The organism is Anaerospora hongkongensis (assembly GCF_004339805.1).
GTDB lineage: Bacteria > Bacillota > Negativicutes > Sporomusales > DSM-15969 > Anaerospora > Anaerospora hongkongensis.
This window is the reverse complement of the sequence record NZ_SLUI01000004.1, coordinates 313,061-335,749: the sequence shown is the minus strand read 5'-3', so window position 1 is coordinate 335,749 and position 22,689 is coordinate 313,061. Positions and strand designations below refer to the sequence as shown.

Annotated in this window: 23 protein-coding genes and 1 rRNA gene; all 24 read right to left on the bottom strand. The window is 46.2% G+C overall.

Going from position 1 to position 22,689, the window contains the following annotated elements:
- Positions 1–576, bottom strand: a 16S ribosomal RNA gene (locus EV210_RS08105); the annotation flags it as partial.
- A gap of 537 nt (positions 577–1,113) precedes the next feature.
- A complete protein-coding gene (gene lysS / locus EV210_RS08100) occupies positions 1,114–2,604 on the bottom strand; it encodes a lysine--tRNA ligase (RefSeq protein ID WP_165898834.1) in 1,491 nt (496 codons plus the stop codon).
- Positions 2,605–2,628: 24 nt separating this feature from the next.
- The gene (greA, locus tag EV210_RS08095) at positions 2,629–3,111 is read right to left on the bottom strand and encodes a transcription elongation factor GreA (protein WP_132078247.1); all 483 of its coding nucleotides are present in this window, start codon (positions 3,109–3,111) and stop codon (positions 2,629–2,631) included.
- Between the two features lie 189 nt (positions 3,112–3,300).
- Positions 3,301–4,392: a saccharopine dehydrogenase NADP-binding domain-containing protein gene (locus EV210_RS08090; RefSeq protein WP_132078244.1), complete on the bottom strand. Its 1,092-nt coding sequence runs from the start codon at positions 4,390–4,392 to the stop codon at positions 3,301–3,303.
- A 12-nt stretch (positions 4,393–4,404) separates the two neighbouring features.
- On the bottom strand, positions 4,405–5,307 hold the full coding sequence (locus EV210_RS08085) for a quinate 5-dehydrogenase (RefSeq protein WP_132078241.1): 903 nt from the start codon (positions 5,305–5,307) through the stop codon (positions 4,405–4,407).
- Between the two features lie 8 nt (positions 5,308–5,315).
- Positions 5,316–5,837: a transcriptional regulator gene (locus EV210_RS08080; protein WP_132078238.1), complete on the bottom strand. Its 522-nt coding sequence runs from the start codon at positions 5,835–5,837 to the stop codon at positions 5,316–5,318.
- A 157-nt stretch (positions 5,838–5,994) separates the two neighbouring features.
- Entirely contained in the window at positions 5,995–6,951 is a 957-nt protein-coding gene (locus tag EV210_RS08075; RefSeq protein WP_132078235.1) for a hypothetical protein, read from the bottom strand.
- Positions 6,952–6,977: 26 nt separating this feature from the next.
- A complete protein-coding gene (dusB, locus tag EV210_RS08070; protein ID WP_132078323.1) occupies positions 6,978–7,931 on the bottom strand; it encodes a tRNA dihydrouridine synthase DusB in 954 nt (317 codons plus the stop codon).
- A gap of 147 nt (positions 7,932–8,078) precedes the next feature.
- Positions 8,079–8,843 (bottom strand): type III pantothenate kinase, encoded by a 765-nt coding sequence (locus EV210_RS08065; protein ID WP_132078232.1) that lies wholly within the window; start codon positions 8,841–8,843, stop codon positions 8,079–8,081.
- 40 nt (positions 8,844–8,883) lie between these two features.
- Positions 8,884–9,441: a biotin transporter BioY gene (locus EV210_RS08060; RefSeq protein ID WP_132078229.1), complete on the bottom strand. Its 558-nt coding sequence runs from the start codon at positions 9,439–9,441 to the stop codon at positions 8,884–8,886.
- Between the two features lie 27 nt (positions 9,442–9,468).
- Complete coding sequence (locus EV210_RS08055) at positions 9,469–10,473, bottom strand: biotin--[acetyl-CoA-carboxylase] ligase (RefSeq protein WP_132078226.1); 1,005 nt, start codon at positions 10,471–10,473, stop codon at positions 9,469–9,471.
- 131 nt (positions 10,474–10,604) lie between these two features.
- Positions 10,605–11,108 carry a CDP-diacylglycerol--serine O-phosphatidyltransferase gene (pssA, locus tag EV210_RS08050; RefSeq protein ID WP_132078223.1) on the bottom strand — a complete coding sequence of 168 codons (504 nt, stop codon included), beginning with the start codon at positions 11,106–11,108 and terminating at the stop codon, positions 10,605–10,607.
- A gap of 64 nt (positions 11,109–11,172) precedes the next feature.
- Positions 11,173–13,071, bottom strand: coding sequence for an ATP-dependent zinc metalloprotease FtsH (ftsH, locus tag EV210_RS08045; RefSeq protein WP_132078220.1), 1,899 nt, complete (start codon positions 13,069–13,071; stop codon positions 11,173–11,175).
- Between the two features lie 177 nt (positions 13,072–13,248).
- Entirely contained in the window at positions 13,249–13,791 is a 543-nt protein-coding gene (gene hpt, locus EV210_RS08040; RefSeq protein ID WP_132078217.1) for a hypoxanthine phosphoribosyltransferase, read from the bottom strand.
- Complete coding sequence (gene tilS, locus EV210_RS08035) at positions 13,784–15,181, bottom strand: tRNA lysidine(34) synthetase TilS (protein ID WP_132078215.1); 1,398 nt, start codon at positions 15,179–15,181, stop codon at positions 13,784–13,786. Before tilS ends, hpt begins: the two co-directional genes overlap by 8 nt.
- A complete protein-coding gene (locus tag EV210_RS08030; RefSeq protein ID WP_132078212.1) occupies positions 15,165–15,623 on the bottom strand; it encodes a threonine/serine exporter family protein in 459 nt (152 codons plus the stop codon). The genes tilS and EV210_RS08030 overlap by 17 nt, the downstream gene beginning before the upstream one ends.
- 9 nt (positions 15,624–15,632) lie before the next feature.
- The gene (locus EV210_RS08025; protein ID WP_132078209.1) at positions 15,633–16,397 is read right to left on the bottom strand and encodes a threonine/serine exporter family protein; all 765 of its coding nucleotides are present in this window, start codon (positions 16,395–16,397) and stop codon (positions 15,633–15,635) included.
- A 166-nt stretch (positions 16,398–16,563) separates the two neighbouring features.
- Positions 16,564–19,014: a stage II sporulation protein E gene (gene spoIIE, locus EV210_RS08020; RefSeq protein WP_132078206.1), complete on the bottom strand. Its 2,451-nt coding sequence runs from the start codon at positions 19,012–19,014 to the stop codon at positions 16,564–16,566.
- Positions 19,015–19,200: 186 nt separating this feature from the next.
- Positions 19,201–20,118 carry a Ppx/GppA phosphatase family protein gene (locus tag EV210_RS08015; protein WP_132078203.1) on the bottom strand — a complete coding sequence of 306 codons (918 nt, stop codon included), beginning with the start codon at positions 20,116–20,118 and terminating at the stop codon, positions 19,201–19,203.
- Positions 20,119–20,174: 56 nt separating this feature from the next.
- On the bottom strand, positions 20,175–20,594 hold the full coding sequence (locus EV210_RS08010) for a S1 domain-containing RNA-binding protein (protein ID WP_132078200.1): 420 nt from the start codon (positions 20,592–20,594) through the stop codon (positions 20,175–20,177).
- A gap of 102 nt (positions 20,595–20,696) precedes the next feature.
- On the bottom strand, positions 20,697–20,969 hold the full coding sequence (gene ftsL, locus EV210_RS08005; protein ID WP_243650472.1) for a cell division protein FtsL: 273 nt from the start codon (positions 20,967–20,969) through the stop codon (positions 20,697–20,699).
- 121 nt (positions 20,970–21,090) lie between these two features.
- On the bottom strand, positions 21,091–21,567 hold the full coding sequence (gene yabQ, locus EV210_RS08000; protein WP_132078194.1) for a spore cortex biosynthesis protein YabQ: 477 nt from the start codon (positions 21,565–21,567) through the stop codon (positions 21,091–21,093).
- A 4-nt stretch (positions 21,568–21,571) separates the two neighbouring features.
- On the bottom strand, positions 21,572–22,315 hold the full coding sequence (locus tag EV210_RS07995) for a lytic transglycosylase domain-containing protein (protein ID WP_132078191.1): 744 nt from the start codon (positions 22,313–22,315) through the stop codon (positions 21,572–21,574).
- 9 nt (positions 22,316–22,324) lie between these two features.
- Positions 22,325–22,606 (bottom strand): YabP/YqfC family sporulation protein, encoded by a 282-nt coding sequence (locus EV210_RS07990; protein ID WP_132078188.1) that lies wholly within the window; start codon positions 22,604–22,606, stop codon positions 22,325–22,327.
- Positions 22,607–22,689: the final 83 nt, after the last annotated feature.

The window sequence follows — 22,689 nt, the reverse complement described above, 5'->3', positions numbered from 1 at the left end:
CCCAATAATTCCGGACAACGCTCGCCACCTACGTATTACCGCGGCTGCTGGCACGTAGTTAGCCGTGGCTTCCTTCTCTAGTACCGTCATTATGACTCATTATTCACAAATCACACATTCGTCCTAGTTGACAGAGCTTTACAATCCGAAGACCTTCTTCACTCACGCGGCGTTGCTCCGTCAGACTTTCGTCCATTGCGGAAGATTCCCCACTGCTGCCTCCCGTAGGAGTCTGGGCCGTGTCTCAGTCCCAGTGTGGCCGTTCATCCTCTCAGACCGGCTACTGATCGTCGCCTTGGTGAGCTTTTACCTCTCCAACTAGCTAATCAGACGCAGACTCATCTCAAAGCGATAGCATATTCAGAGGCCATCTTTTTTATCTCATGTATGCACACAAGATACCACATTCGGTATTAGCACTCGTTTCCAAGTGTTGTCCCCATCTTTGAGGCAGATTATCTACGCGTTACTCACCCGTTCGCCACTAAGTATCCATTGCTGAATACTCCGTTCGACTTGCATGTGTTAGGCACGCCGCCAGCGTTCGTCCTGAGCCAGGATCAAACTCTCCATTAAAGTTTTATCTTTATGGAGCCTTGATGGCTCTTAAAGTTACTTGTTTTGTGTTTCGAAGCTTGCGCTTCAAAACGTTGTGGTGTTTCAGTGAAACACCTAACATCTGGCGTTTATTTCATCTTACATTGTTCAGTTTTCAAGGAACACTTTGTTTTCGTTGTCATCGCTTGTCGCGGTGACAGCTTATTTATGTTAACATAACCATTTTGTTTTGTCAACATATTTTTTCGGCATTTTCTGTTACTGTTTTCACAGCGACTTGTATATGTTATCATAGCAGTTAAGCTGTGTCAACATTATTTTTCATTGCCTTATCGCCCACAAGCGACTTTTACATAATACCACTATGACAAATAGATGTCAAGTAAACTAACCATATTTTTTACAATAGTAATCTATTGCATGAGTATCGTAGCATTTTTTCACCTTTACTGTCAAGCTCACCGCATCCCAATTTTCATAAAATTTGCATAATAACAATATAACACCGGGCTGTTTGACCAACCCGGTGTTATATGTGGTCCGTATTCTACTAACTTATTCTTTGTGCCGCATGTGAGGAAATAAAATAACATCGCGTATCGAAGCGGTATCGGTAAGAAACATCACTAATCTGTCTATACCAATTCCCAGTCCGCCTGTGGGTGGCAACCCATACTCCAATGCGTTAACATAGTCCTCATCCATCATGTGAGCTTCGTCGTCTCCAGAGTCACGCTGTGCAACCTGACCGAGGAATCTCTCCTTTTGATCAATCGGGTCATTCAATTCAGAAAAGCCGTTCGCAATTTCACGGCCAAAGATAAATGCCTCAAAGCGATCCGTAATAGCAGGGTTCTCTTTATTCTTTTTGGCTAACGGTGAAATTTCCAGCGGATGTCCGATGATAAAGGTTGGTTGAATTAAATGCTGCTCGGCAACACCTTCAAACACATGATTCAAGATATTGCCAATCCCGTCTTTCTTTTCATAATGTACGCCAACTCGGTCTGCAATCGCTCTCGCTTCTTCAACCGTTGTTACAGCAGAAAAATCCTCCCCCGAATACTTTTTAATCGCTTCGGGCATAGTTAACCGGTTCCACGGAGGCGTCAGGTCAATATCCTGCCCTTGATATGTTATCTGGGTAGTGCCTAATACTTCTAACGCAACATGAGAGACTAAATCTTCCGTCAATCTCATGACATCTTCATAATCAGCATAAGCCTGATACAACTCTACTAGAGTAAACTCCGGATTATGCCGAATCGAAATTCCTTCATTCCTGAAAACGCGGTTAACCTCGTATACTTTTTCAAAACCGCCTACGATCAGGCGTTTTAGATAAAGTTCAGGAGCAATACGCATATATAATTTCATGTCCAGAGCATTATGATGCGTAACAAACGGCCTCGCTGCCGCTCCACCTGCAATCGGATGCATCATAGGAGTCTCAACTTCCAGGAAATCACGATTGTCTAAATAGCTCCGCAGCGTCTTAATAATTTTACTGCGCAGCACAAATGTATTGCGAACTTCCGGATTAACAATAAGATCAAGATAACGTTGACGGTAACGGGTTTCGACATCTTTTAGTCCATGCCATTTTGCCGGTAGAGGACGCAGTGACTTAGCGAGTATTTCAAAGGAAGTTACTTTAACGCTGATTTCTCCCTTTTGTGTTCTAAATACTTCACCCTCAATGCCGATTATATCACCGATATCGAGCAGGCGAAAATTCTCATACAAATCATCGCCAAGCACATCTTGACGGAAATACAGCTGTATCCGGCCTGACATGTCCATTAAATGAGCAAAACTGGCCTTGCCATGTCCTCGTACAGCCATAAGACGACCGGCCAGACGGGCAGTTTGGCCGTCCAGCTCTTCAAATTGGTTCAAAATATCGTGGGCATGATAAGTAACGTGATATTTACGGCCAAAAGGTTCAATATCCTTTGCCGCAATAGCAGTCATTTTTTCACGCCTTACACGCATTAATTCATTTAAATCCTCTGTCGATTCCGGTAAATGTTCCTGGTCTTTCATGAAAGTCTCCCCCATAACGTAACGCTAGTTGTGGCGCTTAATATCCATTACTTCGTATTTTAACACACCTGCTGGAACATTAACCTCAATAACACTACCAACAGGCTGGCCGAGAATTGCTTCTCCAACCGGTGATTCATTCGAAATCTTCCATTCCATCGGATCCGCTTCCGCTGAACCTACAATTGTATATTCAAAAATTTCACTATCTTCGAGATCTTTTAACGTAACAGTAGAGCCCAGTGTCACGACATCAGTGCTAATTTCACCTTCATCGATAACTTTTGCGGTTCTGAGCATTTTTTCTAAGGTAATAATTTCGCCTTCAATAAATGCCTGTTCATTTTTTGCATCTTCATATTCCGAGTTCTCGCTGATATCGCCATATTCAATGGCTTGTTTGATCCGCTCAGCTACTTCCCGGCGACGTACGGATTTCAAAAAATCTAGTTTTTGTTCTATCTTCTTTAACCCGTCAGAAGTAAGAATTGTCTGCTTTTCCGCCATTATTTTGCTCCCCTTTATTGCTTAAAAGTAATCTTTACTATCTAATTCAGTACCTCTTTGTTTGTGTCAATTTAACGTAACAGGCAATATAAATAGTGTCAAGTAGAACTTGACACTTTTATCGGCATCTGACTCACGCCAGATATATGGCATTATTATAGGCGCTAAATAAGCGTTTGTCAATATTTTCTAGCCTACTTCTTCTTTTACTTCCCCCCTAGCTGTAGCATTGAGCTTTATCAATGTTATTTCCTCTACGGTAAGTGCCCGTTCAAAACTCCGGAACCCAGCTAACTTAAATCCGTGCTTTTTAGCTAATTGATCAATGGTCTCCACCTGCTTTACCGTCAAATCACGGCCTAATGTAAAATGTTCATAACGCTTTTCTAATGCTAGTATCATGGTTTCAGCCATGCAGGCATAAGCAGTTTTGGGAGGAAAACCAAAGTTAAGGCCAAAATTGACATCTCCGGGTATTTCAACGACACCGCCTTCAATCACCAATACGTCTTTACGCATTTCAGCAACGCGGCGTGATACATTGCGGGGACGGGCAACATCGCAGACAATTGCGCCGGGCTTTAAATCCTCAGGCTCAATAATGCTGTCTACCGCACTTGTAACGGCAATAACAATATCTGCCGCTCTTAGAGTGGCTTTAGTATTTGCTGTAATCCGCACGGCTAATCCTGTAGATTTTAAAATTTGTTCGGCAATTCTTTCCAATTTAGCTTCATTTCTGGCAACCAAGGTTAGATAACGTACTTCTCTGGCTAATATCTGTGCACAAGCAGCACCAATAGAACCTGTAGCCCCTAAAATAACAACATTGGTTCTGTCCATGCTTTTCCCCATGACTTTTGCAGCCTGCCGTACGCCCTCAAGGGCAGTAGCTACAGTATAGCTGTTACCAGTTGTCACAGCAATCTTTAAGTTTTGTGCTATCGTAATACCTGCATCACCGACTATTGAAGTAAAAGCTCCCAGGCCCACTACTTTAGCGCCCAGCTTCTCAGCTACTTTGCCTGCTTTAATAATCTTGTTGACAACATAAGCTTCCGGCATCTCCACCATTTGACGAGATGTCAGCGGGCAACCGACAAACCAGCCTTGCGCTGCAGCTTTGGGTGACTCTATTCCAGTAATATTGGATACTTTAAAGGGTGGTATATACTTCATGATGCCTTCAACAAAGCCGTCAGACCAATTCTTTGCAACCGGAAACTTCCGGCTGAAATCCTTGGCCGTAAGTGGGTGAACGATAAACGCAAACTTTTCCATGGAAATGCCTCCTTAAGAAAACCGTGTTATCCTTGGGTATATCTTTAACTGATCTAACAACGCTTCATAAGCCAATGGCGTTAACGGCCTGGACTCTGGTCCGGCAAGAGCAATTAATACCGCCTCTAAAACATTGGTTCCAAATGAACGGCCTCCCATATCAGGAGTAGTCGTTACTAATGCAGCAACCCCCCGCTCTTTCAACAACATCTGATCTTCCGCAGTGACGGTATTGGTAATTAGCGTCTTTCCGGCAAGCGACGGCGGCATATAACGGCGAATAAAATGAAAATCACCGGCAATTACCTCTGCCTGATGAAAGTAATTGCTAAAGCGGGGTGTATTGTTGACTTGCTTATCGCCTGTAGGATAGAAAAAACGAACAGGTAATTTTGTCACAACAGGTGCTACAATCTGTGCCAAACGGGCTAAGCCTGATAAGGTCCGAATCGGGAGCGGAACTCCCAGCCCAAACAACAAATCACCAAACACCACCTTGCTCTTAACTCCGACAAGAGCCTCGGCTAAACCGAACCGGTCAACAGCACACACCATTAGCACAGGCCTATTCTCAAACAGGAATCCCTGTTGTTTCACTAAATAGTCGACTACGCGCCTTTCAAGGGTATTTTTCAAACCGCTGCCGTCAACGATGGGAGTTGTACGGGCAGCCGCCACAATACGCTTAGATTCCAAAAATGTGTAGCGGTGTCCACCGGCATAAATATACAAATCGGTGCCACCCAGTCCAAAAGCGTCTACGTGCCCATCCAGCTCTTTAATAAGCCGGATTGCCTTCTCTTTATCACCATCTGTACCTAATCGCTCGATTGTAACAGGTTGACCACCAAAATCTTGAACGACTTTATGATTGCGCCTCGATGAGCCGAGACTTATGCTAACTACGTGCTTCATACTGCCTCCTAGAACTGGAGCTGGCGGATAATTGACTGTACTTCTTCGGCATTGACATACTTATCATCAGCAATCGGCGATTCGCCAATTTGAACACCAATTACTTCTTTATCAAGCAGGGTTTCTACTAATTTTATTCTCATATTCGAACCAATGATGATTACAATATCATATTGGCGCAGCTTTGCAACAATCTCCATGATCGTATTAAATAGCTCTACACCACTCTTACTTTGTACAAAATTCCATCGCTGCTGCTCTGATAGGATGAGACAATACTCCACTCCTTCTTGTCTGGCAACATTCTGCAGATCCTCATAATTTTTGATAGGAAAACCGATCAGCGCAATTCGCCCTCCCTTACGGATTTCACCAGCCGTTTCCAGCCGTGAGATAAAGGTTCGGTCTACGCCAATGGTGTTAGCTACTTCTTGCTGCGAAAAACCATGACTGCGCATTTCCAGGATCTGCTCGACAGTCTGGTGAATTTTTTGCTTGTTGACAATTTTTTCACCAATTCTTAGCAGCATACTATCAACTCCTATCTAGTATATGTGCACAAAGTTGTTCACATACACATTTTAACAAATTTTTCAATTACTCTCAATATATTATTGTCATTTTTTTCCAATCGCATACTAAGAAGGCTGTTTCTCCGCTGGTGTTAGCGTCGAAACAGCCTTCTTCTTATTCCCATGGACTTATCGGGAAACGTCGAATTACTTTTTTATAGATTTCCAAACGTAATCGTGTATCATCATGGCTCATCCCTTTTTTTAAACCTTGCAGGACCCGCAGGCCGCTTTGCATGGTTAGACCCAAATCCTGAGTGAGTTGAGACATTGTTGTTTTCCGTGCTTTCGCCAGTGAATCATTGAGGCTTTTTCCAGCTTCTAAATTCTGCACAAAATCATGCGCTAAATAAATCTGCGCCATATTCGTCATCGCATTGCCGCAGGCACCGCTGGCTGTCAGACCAAGCGTTTCAGGCATACTGTAACGGATACTGAAATCAAGACTTTTTTTCAGCTCATCCGTTTCCTGTACAATACTGTCTGCTAAAGTCCGCGGTGTACACAGGCAATAAGTCCGCAGAGAGCGAATCATTGCGTGTTCAATCGTATGGGCCTGTTCTTGCGTTACTAGCCCTCCCAAGTTAGCCGTAATGCTAACTTCTTGTCCTGTCTGCAAATCCTTGCCATATACAGTGACTGGAATGTCCATACTATCCCTGAATTCCGTATACCCGCCTTCCGGCATCCATCCTGCACCAGAAACCACCGGGTATTCTTTGCGCATAAACCGCCAATCCAGTTCTTCTAGCTCATCAGTATACACATTGTGACCTGCTTGTTTGAGATTATGCCAGCGTACATGTTCGCGCCCTTCCAGTACCGCGATCAATACGGGTATATCCGCACCTGCCGCATCGGTTATCCTGTTTTCAGCTAAATCTGCTATACGGCTTACTATTCCCACCGGGTAGAGCGCCTGCTCATCTACAACCCACGGGCAGGCTACAATATCATTGCCAACGCCGATATCAGCCAGCATCTGCCCGCCTTGCTCAACCACAAACATACCGGTAATACGGCCGCCCTGAGGACGAGGCAATACTCCATTAGCAACAGGGAAAACCAACATCCTATCACCGCCATCCAATTAGTCGCTTATCGAAATTCATTTAAAATCGCAGTAAAATCTTCCCTTGTTTCCGCTTGATTAAACCTCAGGCGCAGTTCTGCAGAATGAGGCAAGCCCTTCGTATACCATGCAGCATGGCGACGCATTTCCCGAATCCCAATATGTTCGCCTTTATAGGCAACCAGCATTTCTAAGTGACGCAGCGTCATTTCAAAACGCTCGGCCATAGTCGGGCCGGGCAGCAGCTTACCTGTGGACAAATAATGCGTGACTTGGCGAAAAAGCCAAGGATTGCCTTGTGCCGCCCGGCCTATCATAATACCGTCACAACCGGTCTCACTTCTCAGACGCACGGCATCTTCAGGAGTTCGGACATCACCGTTGCCATTAACCGGAATCGCAACATTTTCTTTAACCGCTTTAATAATGCTCCAGTCGGCTTCTCCGGAATAAAACTGTTCTCTGGTCCGCCCATGAACACTGACAGCGGCAGCGCCGGCTTTTTCCGCAAGCATTGCCATCTCTACGGCATTGACGGAGCTGTCATCCCAGCCTTTGCGTATTTTAACCGTTACCGGTATGTTTACAGCCTCAACAACACTGGCAATGATCGAATACGCCAGCTCAGGCGTGCGCATCAAAGCGGAGCCTTCGCCATTTTTAACAATTTTTAGAGTAGGACACCCCATGTTAATGTCAATAATATCTGCACCGGCTTTTTCGACTATTTTTGCAGCCTTTGCCATAGGATCCGGTTCCGATCCGAAAATCTGCAGCGCCACCGGCCGTTCACGCTCGTCAATTTTCAGCATTTCCAGCGTATGCTCGTTTTGATATATAAGACCTTTATCACTAACCATTTCCGTATAAACCAGCCCGCAGCCCATTTCTTTAACCAGCAAGCGAAACGGCAAATCAGTAACTCCCGCCATGGGAGCTAAAATAACGGGATTTGCCAGCTTAACCGTACCAATTTGCATCATGATCACCTCTGCCACTATTATATCCCGAACTATTCATTTCCCAGTATGCCGCAACAACTGACAAGCATTCGAATGAAAAATATGCCGATACACCGCTTCAGCTAAGCAAAGAGTATATCGACATATCTTTTCCGCTTTTCAGAGTTATTTATTGCGTTCGTATATCATGCGCAAGCCCTCTAAAGTTAGGAAGGACTCAACAACGTTAATCGTCTTTGACTCTTTGGCAATAAGGTTAGCCAATCCTCCGGTAGCAACTACATAAGCTTCCTGACCCAATTCGTCTTTCATCCGGCGCACGATTTCATCAACCTGGCCGACAAAGCCGAAAATAATCCCCGATTGCATACTGGTAATTGTATTGCGGCAAATAACTGACTTCGGTTTGATCAGCTCGATACGCGGCAATTTAGCAGCCCGCTGGAACAGCGCTTCGGTTGAAATACCAATTCCCGGAGCAATCGCTCCCCCCAGATAATCCCCGTTCTGACCAATTGCACAAAAGGTAGTTGCTGTGCCAAAATCTACAATAATTAGCGGACCACCGTACTTTTCGTAAGCTGAAATAGCATTGACAATCCGGTCCGCACCTACTTCGCGGGGATTCTCGTATTTTATGGCAATTCCCGTTTTAATTCCCGGGCCTACGATCAGCGGCTCCACGCCAAAATAGCGCTGAGCCATACGGGAAAGCGGTGCCATCAGCGGTGGTACAACAGAAGAAATAATAACAGCGTCGATATCTTGCGGATTAAGCTGATGATACGCAAAAAGATTATGAATCAGCATACCATACTCATCAGCTGTTTTTTGCCGATCCGTTGATACACGCCAATTGACCAGCAATTTTTCACCCTCATAAACACCGAGTACGATATTGGTATTCCCTACATCAAACACCAGAAGCATGAAAGAAATTCCTCCTAAATTAGAAATAAATGGAATGCCTTTACTGACCGATCCGTAAACCAGCTCGATCCAGCACGTTTCGTATACGGACACCTAAATAGGCGGCACAAACAGCCTTCACAATATCAAAAGGCATAAAAGGCAATACGGACAAAGCGGCAGCCTTTTCCCACGTCATGGGTTTGTGCAGGAAATAAGTAAAGCTTGCCATAAATCCGGCTAGCCCGATTAGATATACAAGCGCTAAGCTTCCCAGCATAATAAAAAGGGTACGAATATACCTTATTTGTTTCCCTTCCGTTAAGCGCCCCACTAACCAGGCACAAATCATAAATCCAACAAGAAATCCGCCAGTAGGACCAAAGAGCACCGCCGCTCCTGCTTTGCCCTGAGCAAAAACAGGCAGACCGAAAACGCCCAATGATATCCAGACAGCAACACTGGCACTCCCCCATCGGCTGCCGAGCATAATACCTGCCAGCAGCACGAAGATGAGTTGCAGCGTATGGGGTACCGGGCCTATGGGGATATAGATTTGCGAGCTGATCGATAACAAGGCAGCAAACAAACCTGTTAGCACCATATTGCGAATCGGCATGATTTTAACTCCTTATCCCTGTGCTTGTCAACTGTTATTTGCTGACTGCTGGTTACCGGCAGCTTGCGGGCGGATGGAAACATCACCGGCAATTACCTTGCGCAGCCCCATATCCGTCTCAACCAGTAAGGCACCGTCCTCGTCAATCGTTACGGCTGTTCCACTATATTGCTCATCCGGGCCAATTACATTAACAGCTTGTCCCAGCGTTACCGACAAAGTCTTCCATTCTTCCAGAACAGGAGCAAAGCCTTCCCGAATTACCTGCTGATAAATAAGTTCCAGTTCCGCCAATATCCGGCACAACAGCTGCAGGCGGGAAACAGGTTCATTTTTTACAGCTAAGATAGACGTTGCGATTTCAGCCAGTTCTGGCGGAAATTCTTCAGCAGAAGTATTAACATTAACTCCCATGCCAATAACGATATAATTAATTGCATCCATTTCAGCACTCATTTCTGTTAGAATGCCGACTAGCTTTTTCCCCTCATATAAAATATCATTGGGCCATTTGATACCGCAGGGCACATCACAAAAACTGCGAATTGCCTTGGTAACGGCAACTGCCGCCATTAAGGTACACTTGGGTGCTTGCTGCGGCTGAAAAGGCGGTCGCAACACCACTGAGAGCCATATACCTTTACCGTATGGGGAAAACCAGCCCCGGGATAATCTGCCCCGCCCTACCGTTTGCGCCTCAGCTACAACAATAGTTCCCTCTGGGCAGCCATCGGCTGCTATTTTTTTCGCTTCATTATTTGTAGAGCCAACATCTGAAAAATAGTGAATTTGCCTTCCTAAACTATGCGAATGCAGGCAAGATTCAATTTCTTTGGGGGATAGCAAATCGGGTGCCTGCCGCAACGTATATCCCAGGCGCGGATGGGCCTCAATTGCATATCCCTCATTTTTGAGTGACTGAATGTGCTTCCAAATAGCAGTGCGCGATACTGCAAGCATCCGGGATAAATCTTCGCCTGATATGTATTGACCGCTATGCGCTCTAAGCAACTGGAGGATCTGGGTACGCATAAGCTGCGTCCCTCCTTTCTCGGGATCAATTGTCATCATCATTTTAATAATAAGTTAACCATATGTCAATGTCCGACAGGAAACCTCACCCACAATAGCAAAAAACGGCAGGGTACTCCCTGCCGTTCTTTTTATATTTTTGGCACTTTAATTGTCGATACCATCAGCCCCGATAAGATAAGCACAACCAAGCTATGCACCGCTACCGGTATGCCCTGACCAATAACGGAAAAAATCGCTAGCAAGGATCCGGCACCGGTAATCGGCAATCCTACAAAGTAGCTGCGAATGGCAGCCAGATTAAACCGGGCTAATCGCAATGCTCCACATACCGGAAATAATGCGGCCAGCATATAACCGCTCCAGCCAAAATCGGTAAAATACATTAAATAGACAATCGTAGCAGGGGCAACCCCAAACGAAATCAAATCTGCCAGAGAATCCAATTCCCTGCCGAATTCGCTGGTTGCATTCATACGGCGCGCAATCCTGCCATCCAGACTATCAAACAGAGCCGCTCCCATAATTAACCCTGCGGCAATCAGCCATTTGCCTCCAAAAGCAAGCAAGATTGCTATAACTCCCGCAAAAAGATTAATAACAGTGAGCAAATTCGGAATCCACTTTTTTGTCATCGCTCTCCCTCCTTATCCGATGTCACATATCGTTTATGACAGGGCAGGCATCAGGACGACAAAGCTACTTACGGGAAATATAAACGATCTTAGGGCCCGATCCGTCATCAGTACCTGGCGGTATAACAGCGGACTCATCTGCAAGCTGCTCATCAGAAGGTGCTTTCGGAGAAATTTTCCCCTCTTTCAGCAGTTGTTCCAATTCATTTGCCTCAAGTGTTTCTTTTTCCATTAAAGCATTAGCAATAAGATGTAATTTATCCATATTGGTTTGCAGCATTTCTTCTGTTTTTGCGTAAGCATCTTCAATGAGCATTCGGACTTCCTTATCTATCGCGCAAGCAACTTCTTCACTGTAATTACGGTCTTGAGCAATATCTCGTCCTAAGAATACTTGCTCCTGCTTGCGGCCAAACGTAATTGGCCCCAAGTTTTCGCTCATACCCCATTGTGTAATCATTTTACGCACTAAATCAGTGGCCCGTTCCAGGTCATTTTGAGCACCGGTACTAATTTCTTTCAACACTAATGCTTCGGCAACACGGCCGCCTAAGAATGTCTTCAACTGATCACGCAGCTCGGAGCGGGTTGCGTAATAACGGTCTTCCTTAGGAAGCATCAGCGTATAACCACCGGCACGCCCCCTGGGAATAATCGAGACTTTATGCACAGGGTCCGCATCAGGAAGCAACATACCCACTAGAGCATGACCTGCTTCATGAAAGGCAGTCAGCCTGCGTTCTTTATCACTGATCACTTTACTCTTTCGCTCCGGCCCGGCAACGACGCGTTCGCTGGCCTCTTCCAATTCAGGCATTTCAATGCGCTTTTTACTCCGGCGAGCCGCCAGCAGTGCAGCCTCATTGACAAGATTACTTAAATCGGCACCGGTAAATCCGGGAGTACGACGGGCCAATATCTCCAGATCAACATCTTTCGCTACCGGTTTACCGCGCGTATGTACCTTTAAGATTTCCAGACGCCCTTTCACATCCGGCCGGTCTACCGTAATCTGCCGGTCAAAACGGCCTGGGCGCAATAATGCCGGGTCTAGAATATCCGGTCTGTTAGTAGCTGCAATAATGATGATGCCCTCGTTGACGCCAAAACCATCCATCTCAACCAACAGTTGATTTAATGTCTGCTCCCGCTCGTCATGACCGCCGCCCAAGCCTGCGCCCCGCTGGCGGCCGACTGCATCAATTTCATCAATAAATACGATACATGGTGCGCTCTTTTTAGCCTGTTCAAACAAATCCCGGACACGGGATGCACCTACACCCACGAACATTTCCACAAAATCAGAACCACTGATGCTGAAAAACGGTACTCCCGCTTCACCGGCTACAGCCCGGGCCAGCAAGGTTTTACCTGTACCAGGAGGTCCAAAAAGCAAAACGCCTTTCGGAATGCGTGCACCTAAATCATTAAACTTTTTCGGATGCTTCAGGAATTCAACGACTTCCTCTAATTCCTGCTTAGCTTCATCAGCACCGGCTACATCCTTGAAGGTGACTTTAATTTTGTCCTCACTATGTAACTTTGCCCGGCTTTTGCCGAAAGACATGACACGATTACCGCCGCCCTGAGTCTGTTGCATAATAAAGAACCATACACCAATCAGCAGCAGCATTGGCAGAATCGAGGAGAAAATCGTCGTCCACCATGGCGGTGTCGGCGGCTGTTCTGCCTTAATATCTACACCTTTTTCCCGCAGGGTGTTAATGAGCGTCGGGTCATTGGGGACAACAGTCGTAAATTCGGTACCATCCTTGAGCTTACCGCGAACGGTATTATCCACAATAGTAACCTTATCCACCTTTTGTTCTTCAACCTGATGCAGAAATTGCGTATAACTGATTTCTTGCTTATTCGTCGTGCGGGATGAGTAATAGTCGATTATCGATATAGCTATAATGATAATCAACAAATAGAAACTAACATTTCGGAAAAATTTGTTCAACCACTAGCCCTCCTCTCGCTGGAGCAACAAGGATATCTCGTGTACCCATAGGTTATTATCATACCATAAAAATGGAATTTTACCAACTAGTACCTATCCTGTGCATATCAATATATTCACCAATTTATGAAAGTAATTCCTACTTTATTATCGACCTTATTCTTATTTTTAATCTTTTTATTTTCCTTCATACGCTTCGGGCTTTAAAATACCGATAAATGGCAGGTTGCGGTATTTTTCCGCATAATCAAGCCCATAGCCAACAACAAAATGATCGGGAATGGTAAATCCGTTATAATCTACATGTACTTCTTTTTTGCGCCGCTCCGGCTTATTCAGCAAAGTAACCAGCCGGATGCTCGCCGGTTTGCGGGAATGTAGATTATCCAGCAAATAATTGAGGGTTAACCCGGAATCAATAATATCCTCGACCACTAGTATATGACGTCCGGCAACTTCTTCATCAAGGTCTTTTAAAATCCGGACAATCCCACTTGATGTAGTTGAAGCACCATAGCTGGAAACCGCCATAAAATCAATCGCAACCGGAATGCTGATGGAACGCGCCAGGTCGCTCATAAAAATAACAGCACCTCGCAGCACCCCGATCATGAGTATTTCTTCGCCTGCATAGTCGGCACTAATCTGCTCTCCAATTTCTTTCACCCGAGCAGCAATTTGGTCTGCTGATAATAATACTTCTTGAATGTCGTTAATCACTGTAATCCTCCTGTTTCCTTAAAGTAAGCTGCAAAAAACGGCTTGTTTTGGCTGTCACTTTTCCCCGCTCGGACTGACGATAACCGGCAGCCCATATTATACCGTGCCGGTCGCAGATCAATGGAATATGATCCCGTTGACATCGCGGAATTTTGCTGTCAATAAAAAAATCCTTCAATTTTTTACTGCCTTTAATTCCGAGAGGATTAAAACGGTCTCCCTCCCGGCGGGTACGTATAACTAGCGGCTCCTGTAATTCACTCCAGTCAAATACAGCCTTCCCTGGTACCGGAGCTCCAACAGAATCGCCACTTAGTTCAGCAATGACCGTAATACCTAACTGTGGTACTACCGTACTGCCAGGAATGTTCAGCATGAATTCAGGCAAAGCAGCATTTGGTTTTGATTCACACTCACGGCCAAAGGCCAGTTCGATACTGGAATAACCTTTTTGCGCTATCAAACCTCCTGGTAAAGGAAGGGTGCTTCCAACAGATCCTTTCATTGCCATTTCTATCAAATTTTCCACATGCAAGAAACTTATTCCTTTTAAATGCCCTTGTTTTTTTTCAATTGCCAAACGAAATATTTCCCGTTGAATGCTAATATGGCATTTTGCCAGTTCGTTATGTTTAAGGCAAACCTTTTCAGGCTGTTCCTCGCCAATTGACAAAAAGGCCGTTTGAGCGCATTGCAGAATAAAATCATGTTCATCGCCGACAATTTCTGCAGTACGGCATAAGCTGCTGCGTAAAGCAGGGTTATAGCGCTCTTCCAAGTGAGGAATAAGCTCCAAACGAACTCGGTTGCGCAGAAAATTCAAGTTCTGATTGGACTGATCCTCACAAGGCTGTAAATTAAGCAACCGGCAATAAGCCTCGATTTCCTGTCTGCTGACTGCCAGCAGCGGCCGGATCAGCATGCCGCTGACACGCTTCATAGCTCCAAGCCCTTTACCGCCGCTGCCTCTTAATAAATGTAAAAGCACGGTTTCCGCTTGATCGTCCCGGTGATGTCCGACAGCAATTTTATTTGCCTGCCACTCTTCAGCTACCTGATATAAAAACCGGTACCGGACAATCCGGGCCGCCTCCTCGGCAGATAAGCCGGTTTGCCGGATATATTCAGGAACATTAACTTCCGTTTGATAATACCCTGTTCCTAACCGGCGGGCAACCTCCCCGACAAAAAGAGCTTCTTCTTTTGATTCCTGTCTGAACATGTGATTAACATGCGCAACGGCTAATTCGATCTGATAATAAGAGCGCAATTCACTAAGAGCATAGAGCAACGCCAGCGAGTCCGGTCCACCCGAACAGGCCACAACGACTTTGTCGCCCTTGTTCAGTATTTTATAACGCTGAATATAGGCTTTAATTTTTTCCAGCATGGCTCACCCCGCCTTCCAGCCGGTAGTTTATCACCAACCGGTAAATGGTGGCGCTAAGAAAAATTCCAAAAGCTATTGCTCCGGCAATTAATAAAGTCTGCATGCCTAATGCCACACCTTCTATGTATTCGCCTCTTACCATATGCAGCATAGTCGTATAGGCTTCCCTTCCGGGAACCAGCGGGATAAAGCCCGGTGTTGTAAAGACTGTGGCAGGCTTTCTCAGTCGCCGGGCAAGCAGTTCCGCTATAAACCCGACGGTAAGGCTGGCTAGAAAGCTGCCGAAGATAATATTCATCTTGTTGGAGACAGCAAAGTAAAAAACCAGCCAGGCCGCTACCCCTACCAGACTGGCAGCAAATAACAGCTGCCGGGGAATTCGATACATAACCCCTACTGCCATCCCCATACCGAATACTGCCGCGATTTTGAGTAATACCATCCCGTCACCTCACCAAAGTTGCAGTGCCAGTACAATCACCACACCCATAGCTACGGCTACTGATGTCAGTGCTGCCTCCAGCCCGCGTGAAATACCACTCAATAAATCGCCGGCGATTGTGTCGCTAATGGCATTTGTTATCGCCACTCCCGGCACCAGCGGTAAAATACCGCCAACAATAATAATATCTCGGCTCAAATGAGGCCATATGTAGCAAGCGGCTACCCCAATGAGGCCTGCCGTTATGGAGCCAAGAAATTCATAGGTAAACCTGACACCATGCAGCCGGGAAACGACATGGGCAATATAGCGTACAACTGCTGCTGCAAAAAAGGCCAGCAGCAGTTCCGGCAGACTGCCGTTTTGCAGTACGGCAAAGCCTGCGCCTACCGTCCCTGAGGCGAGCATGGACGGCAATAAAGAAAACCCCGTTCTTTCTTTGGCAATGCGCTTTAATATGGCATAAGCATCCTGGTAGTTCATCCGGCTGTCTGCTAATCGTCTTGATAACTCATTGATTTTTGCTATGCGGTCCAGATTGATTGTCCTGTCCCGCACGCGCCGCATTGTTGTTAAAGAACGTCCATTCTTATCCGTTACAGTGACAAATACTCCTGTAGGAATAACAAAACTTTCTGCATAACGGGCGCCGCAGGCACGGGCTATGTGATCCATTGTTTGTTCCACTCGCGAAGTCTCTGCCCCGTTTTTCAGCATGGTTTCTCCTGCAAGTATAACAAGATCAACTATTTCTTCCGGTGAACTAGGGCTCATCGGCGAACGCCTCCTAAAACTGGCTTAATCGTTGACCGATTTGTATTCTCCTGCCAGCGGTCATTCTCCTGCTAGGGCCTTGCTTTTCCCCTTATTGTATCCTTATCCATTTTTTTTAATCTTTATCCAGGCATAAGAAAGGTCCGGCAAGTCTGCCGGACCTTTCTTACGTGTACTGTACCAGAGGCGGCTTGCCAACAAGCCGGGCTACCAATACCGTCATATCATCCCGCCGATTTGTTCCTGCCAGCTCGTGAGCCTGACTTAGGAGCTTATCCGCTATATCCTGCGGGTTTGTACTGTTTGTCCTCCTAAGGAAATTTGCCACCCAGTTTTCCTTTTCAAGCCCCCGGGAAAACGCATCGGCAATGCCGTCACTCACCATGACAATGATGTCGCCGTTTACCAAAGTGGCCCTTACTGGCTCAATTTCGATTTGATGCAAAATACCTATTGGCAGGGAAGCGGACTGGACAGTGGTTACTTCCCTGACGCGTTTAATAAAGCTGGGTGCTGAACCTATTTTCAAAAATTCAGCTTCACCCGAATACGTATCAATAATAGCCATATCCACCGTCGCAAACGTCTCATCCGGCGTACGCAGCATCAACATGGAATTGACTGTCTTAACTGCCACATCTACGTCATAGCCGGCCGACAGCAGCCGTTCAAGAAATTTGATCGTCATGGCACTTTCTTTAGCGGCCTGCTCGCCGCTGCCCATACCATCGCTCAGCATTAGGGCGACCTTTTCTTTATTTACCGGCGCTACCGAGCACGAATCCCCGCACTGTTCCTGGCCTTTAGCTGCATAAGCAATTCCTGTTTCAATGCGAAACCTTTGAATGGCCTGCATACTTAAACGGCACGGCTTATTCTTTACGCTATTTCCACACTGGGATTCCAGCGTTAATTTCTCTTGAACAAGATCGGCAACAAGCGGTAATACCGTATTGATACACTCCCGGGAATGATTGCAGGGCTTTTTCGTTAGCTCTACTGTCGTTGCCCCGCGTCTGCCGCTTACCTGTACATTACTGACATCACATTCTACCAGAGCGCAGCGCTTCTGAACCGACCTGGCAAGTTCGGTATCAGAGCGGGGTTCCTTGTTCATTTGATGAGTTAGGTTATGCAAAATAAGACCGGTTGCTTTTAACTGTTCCGTTACCATCTGCCTGGTATCGGTCAGCTTCTTTTGCCAGTATAGATTGCTTCTGCTTTTCTCCGCCATCCAATCCATGATTTCAACAAGATGCTCCTTATTTGAACACGATTCTTGCAGCACTTTTGCCAAACTGCGGACATTTAAGCTGCCCGCTTCGGCTAAGGCAAAACTGTCCAGCATTGCCTGATACGTTTTATAAAAATCGTTTTCCCAGCATTGGGTTCTGCGCTGGCATTCACCGCAAACCTGCTTCCCTACGGCAGCCATTAGATGATTAACCTGATCCTCTTTCATTTTTTCCCTGGCGCCTGTGGATATTTCACCAAAAGCATTTGCCAAATCATAAAACATATCAGAAAGATGCTTTAATTTATCTAACGCCGGTGCGATGAGCTGTTCGGCCGAAACAGGCGATTCTGCAGCTACTGCAGCAGCTTCCTGCCCTAAGAATAACCGGCGGGTCGGCAGCAGCATTGCTGCTACTGAGGCTAAAGCAGTTTCAGCAAGGACTCGGAGCAGTTCGGGCGACTGGCCCAGATACATAACCCCAATAGCATTTCCCAGTACAAAGCCAACAGCCACCGCATATTTGCCAAGCGGTTGAAAAACCCCTGCCAGTACGCCGGCAAGTGCATAAACAGCAATAGCCATCGTCGCATTGCCGTCACTTAAGCCGATGACAAGTCCCACGGCCACCCCGGCAGAAGCCCCCATCCCGGCGCCGCCGCTTAACGCTAATGTAATGATCAGCAGGCTGCCGGCCATATTACGTACACTGTAATCCCATACAGCAAAATCTCCGATACCTGCGATCGCCACCGCTAATATTACCATTACACAACTATATGCTTCGCTGGAAAGTTCTATTTGTTCCGTACTTTTCGCCAAAAGCGGGGTGCCATAAAGAAAAAGGCTGGCTAGAACGAAACACAATGTACTGTCAAACAAAACCAGCAGCAAATTATACAAGGCACCTTGCTGCCAGAGGGCGATCACCGTGCCGCTCAAGGTCACCACTCCGAACAAAAACAACGGCACGGCCATTACCTTACTATGAAAGCGGGAAAGCCGTTCACGATAACGAAAATAGAGCATAATGGCAACACTGTATAATAACGCCTCACTGTACCTGCCGGTTGATAATACACCGGCTATTGCCCAAAAAGCGGCAGGTATCGCTTTTCTGCCTGAAACTTGGGCTACAGCAGCAAAAAAAGCCAAGCCAAAAGGTGATAACTCACCCATTATCGACACCCGGCTCAGTAAAAAAGACAGTCCGTTCGTTAACAACATTTCGCGGCCAAACAAGGTAATCATACCGTCTCTTAGGAGATAAAGCAGCGGCCTGATATTGAAGGACCGCTTAACAGCCGGGCGTTGGATAGACTGTATACTTTCCGAAGCAGGCAACGCTTCTGCCGGCAGTGTCACTACTGAAACTTTTGGCATATTTTCCACCCCTAGCGCATATGTGTATTCCCATTTTACATATTTTGGTAATCAAATATTGTCCAATCAAGTCGGATCTGTCATAAAAAAAACCGACAAAAAGAGCTTGTAAAACAGTAAAAACCGCCTGACAATTGTTTTTGTCAGGCGGTTGCGCGCTTTCGTGTGCTGTTTTTTTGTCGAAAATCAGATAATCTGTTTCGCAGATAACTGCTCCAATATTCCTTCCAGGATATCCCGCTCGCTTACTGTTAACCCATTTGAGCCAAGTTCATCGAGCAGGGCAGCTAAAATTGCGATACCGTAAACAATGATATCGGCTCGTTCGGGCTGAAGCCCGGCAGTTTTTTTCCTCTCAGCAAGCGGCAAAGCCGCTAAAGCAGCTAATAGTCGGTTTACACATGCGGTATCAAGATAATAACCATGAACCTTCTCACTATCATAAGCAGTCAGCTGCTGGGCAATGGCGGCCAGTGACGTTATCGTACCGCCGACACCTGTTATCGCATCGGGCAGCACCAGTGGGGGCAGCGCCTTAATTGCTGCAGTGACATAACGCCGGATCTCTGGAATATTCGTTACCACTCCATCGGCATCAGCCGGAAAAATATCTTTTAACCGTACGGCACCAACATTCAGACTGTGAACATACAATAATTCTTTTTGTCCGCCAAAAGCCAGTTCCGTACTGCCGCCGCCAATATCAATAACCAATTGCCGGCTGCCCGCAATCCGCCCCTGAAGAGCACCATTAAAACTAAGCCGGGCTTCTTCTATACCGGACAAAATCTGAACAGTTACTCCGGTCCTGGCCCGGCATAACTGAATGAACTCGGGACCGTTGACCGCATCCCGGACGGCACTGGTCGCAACGGCAATTATTTCATCTGCCTGCCGTTGTTTAGCTATCGCTGCCAGTGCATCGATTGCCGCAAGCGTTCGCTCTACAGCGTCCGGCTGCAGGCGGCCCGAGTGATGAACTCCCTGACCAAGCCGGGTTGTCCTAAGTTCTTTCACCAGCGGCACAATCCGCCCTGCCTGACAGTCTGCAACCAGCAGCCGTACAGAATTTGTACCAATATCAATTGCCGCTTTTACACTCATATAAGCCTCCGAATAACAAAGAGCACTCCATTAGGAATGCTCTGTAGTAGCTACTATTATTCAGCACGTCTGGCGCCGCCACGGCCGCCACGTTTTGAATCAGTATTGCGCTTTAAGTCTGTCAGGCGTTCATCACTATCTTTAAGGAACTTGCTTAGCTTATCCTCAAATGACAAGCTATTGAAGCGATTGGGGCGCCGGTTGTCGTTGGTGTGAGGTTTTCTGGGTCCGGGGTTTACTGGAGCGGTCAGTTGCTTGATAGACAACCCGATTTTTCCGCGTTCATCAACCGATAAGACCTTCACCTTGACGCGATCTTGTTCTTTCAGGAAGTCCTTTACGTCACGAACATATACATCAGCAACCTCTGAAATATGAACGAGACCGACCTTTCCTCCCGGGAGTTCTACGAATGCACCGAAGTTTGTGATGCCAGTCACAACTCCCTCTACCACACTGCCAACTTCAATGGACATACTGCTCAAATTTCCTCCTTAAAAAACGCTTTTAGTTTCTGCAACCATATTATACTCCTGACAATGAAAAGGTGTCAAGGAATGTTGCCTGTAACAAAATTTTTAGCGGACGTACGGCACTTCTCCTGGCTTAACCAGCCCCAGTTCTTCACGGGCCAGCTTTTCAATATGGTTCGGGGTTGTTAACTTTTGCTTCTCCTGCAGCATAGCTTCATTCGTTTGCTGCAATTGTTCAAGCTGCGTCTTTGTCGCTTCCGTTTCACGGCTAATAGCAGCATATTGTAATTGCTGATTAACACAAACATAACCCGTGTATAAAATGATAGCGAACAAAAGCAGCCGGAACCAATTTAAGCGGTATTTGCGTTTAACCAACTTTTCTTCCACCACCGTATTAAGATTACATAAAAATTATTGGCTTTATTGCTAGTTAGTGTATTCTGCGATGGTGGAATAATTCCTCTTTGTGGAAATAAAATATATTGGCGCTTCCCCTTCATGCAGGAGGAGGCTGATCTTTCGGCTTCATAGCACTTATTTTGCGCCACACCCGTCCTAGCTGCCGCCGGGTAGAATGAAGCGGCCAGGCTAGGATCCGCAGAACAAAGCTCAATGGCACAATAACAATACATACAAAGGCTTTTTTTCCCCAGCGGAGAAGCCAGCCCACAAACCGCATCATGCGGATCATGAGATAAATGGCATAGCGGCTGAACAACCGGTAATAGCCGGCAGCGCCCCCCAGCAAACCAAGAAAGACATATAAGCGAAGTTCCAGCCAGTTGTACAGCAAAAGCGATACAAGGACAGTAGCAGTGGCAACAATCCAGTAGACCAAATCAGCCATGGTCGTCGCTATAAAACGCGGTCGGAAAACGCCTCTGAGAACGCGGTAAAAATCAAAAATAATGCCCAATAACGCCCCTGTTAGCAAGGTCCCCAAGAATATTTGTATCTGTCCGTACAACTCCATCCTTTCACCTCCATCGCCAGGAGCGATGTCGTTTATTCATTTGTCTCACCAGTAATGCCAGACAAATGACAATGCTTACAAAAGCCCACCAGGCTGCCTGATGCACAAATTCCCACTTTTTCGCCGGAACTGCGTATACGGGAACCAGCTTATTCTGACTCTGATACCAATAGCCCACTATTCGTTCCACATATTCCTGCGTTTCCTGATACGGAGGCACCCCCCCATACCGTTCAACCGCACCAGGACCGGCATTATATGCTGCTAACGCTAAGATCATATTTCCGTTAAAGCGCTGCACCAGCTCGCTTAAATATGCCGTACCGATGCCAATATTTAATTCCGGATTAAAGTAGCACTCCGTGGTGCATTCCCCGGCATGCCGTCCCTTACAAATATTCACCCGCTTATTCACCTGTTTCCAGGTATCGGGAATGATCTGCATTAAACCATTGGCGCCTGCCCGGGAAACTGCCCGGGGCTGAAAGGAGCTTTCAGCCTGGATTACCGCAGCTGTAACCTCCGGATTAAGCTGATAAACCTTACCATAATGGTTGATAAAATCTGCATACGGAACCTTCTTCACTTCCTGCCACTTACCCGCACTGGAGTTAAACTCATCGAATACAGCCTGACGATAGCCCTCCGCCAGGTAACGGGCAATGGTAATAACAGCTGCGTCAATCACCAACAGCACCAGCAAAGCATACCAAATAACCAGCAGGCGGCTTTTTCCTATCCTTCTCACAGTTCGGCCTTATTTCAGCAGCCTGTTTAGCAGCCCTTTTTTCTGCTTCGGTTCATCATCATATACGATTGCCTTAATCAAGCCTTCCACGACAATATTACCTTTATCCAGATTCAGCTGTTGAATATTAAGACCTTCCCCTTTAATGACCAGTGGTCCCCGTTCGGTATCCATCACCACTTCTTTTTCATCAGCACTTCCCAGAGAAATAACGCCTTCCACAGTCATTTCCTCACGATCTATCAAGGTAAACTGATGGCGCCATTTAGGACTTTTATCGTCGATGGGCATAAAAATCCCTCCTATATACTTACTCAATTTACTATATGTCGGCTTTCTTCACCTTAGTACACAATAGAAAAAAAGAACGGTAA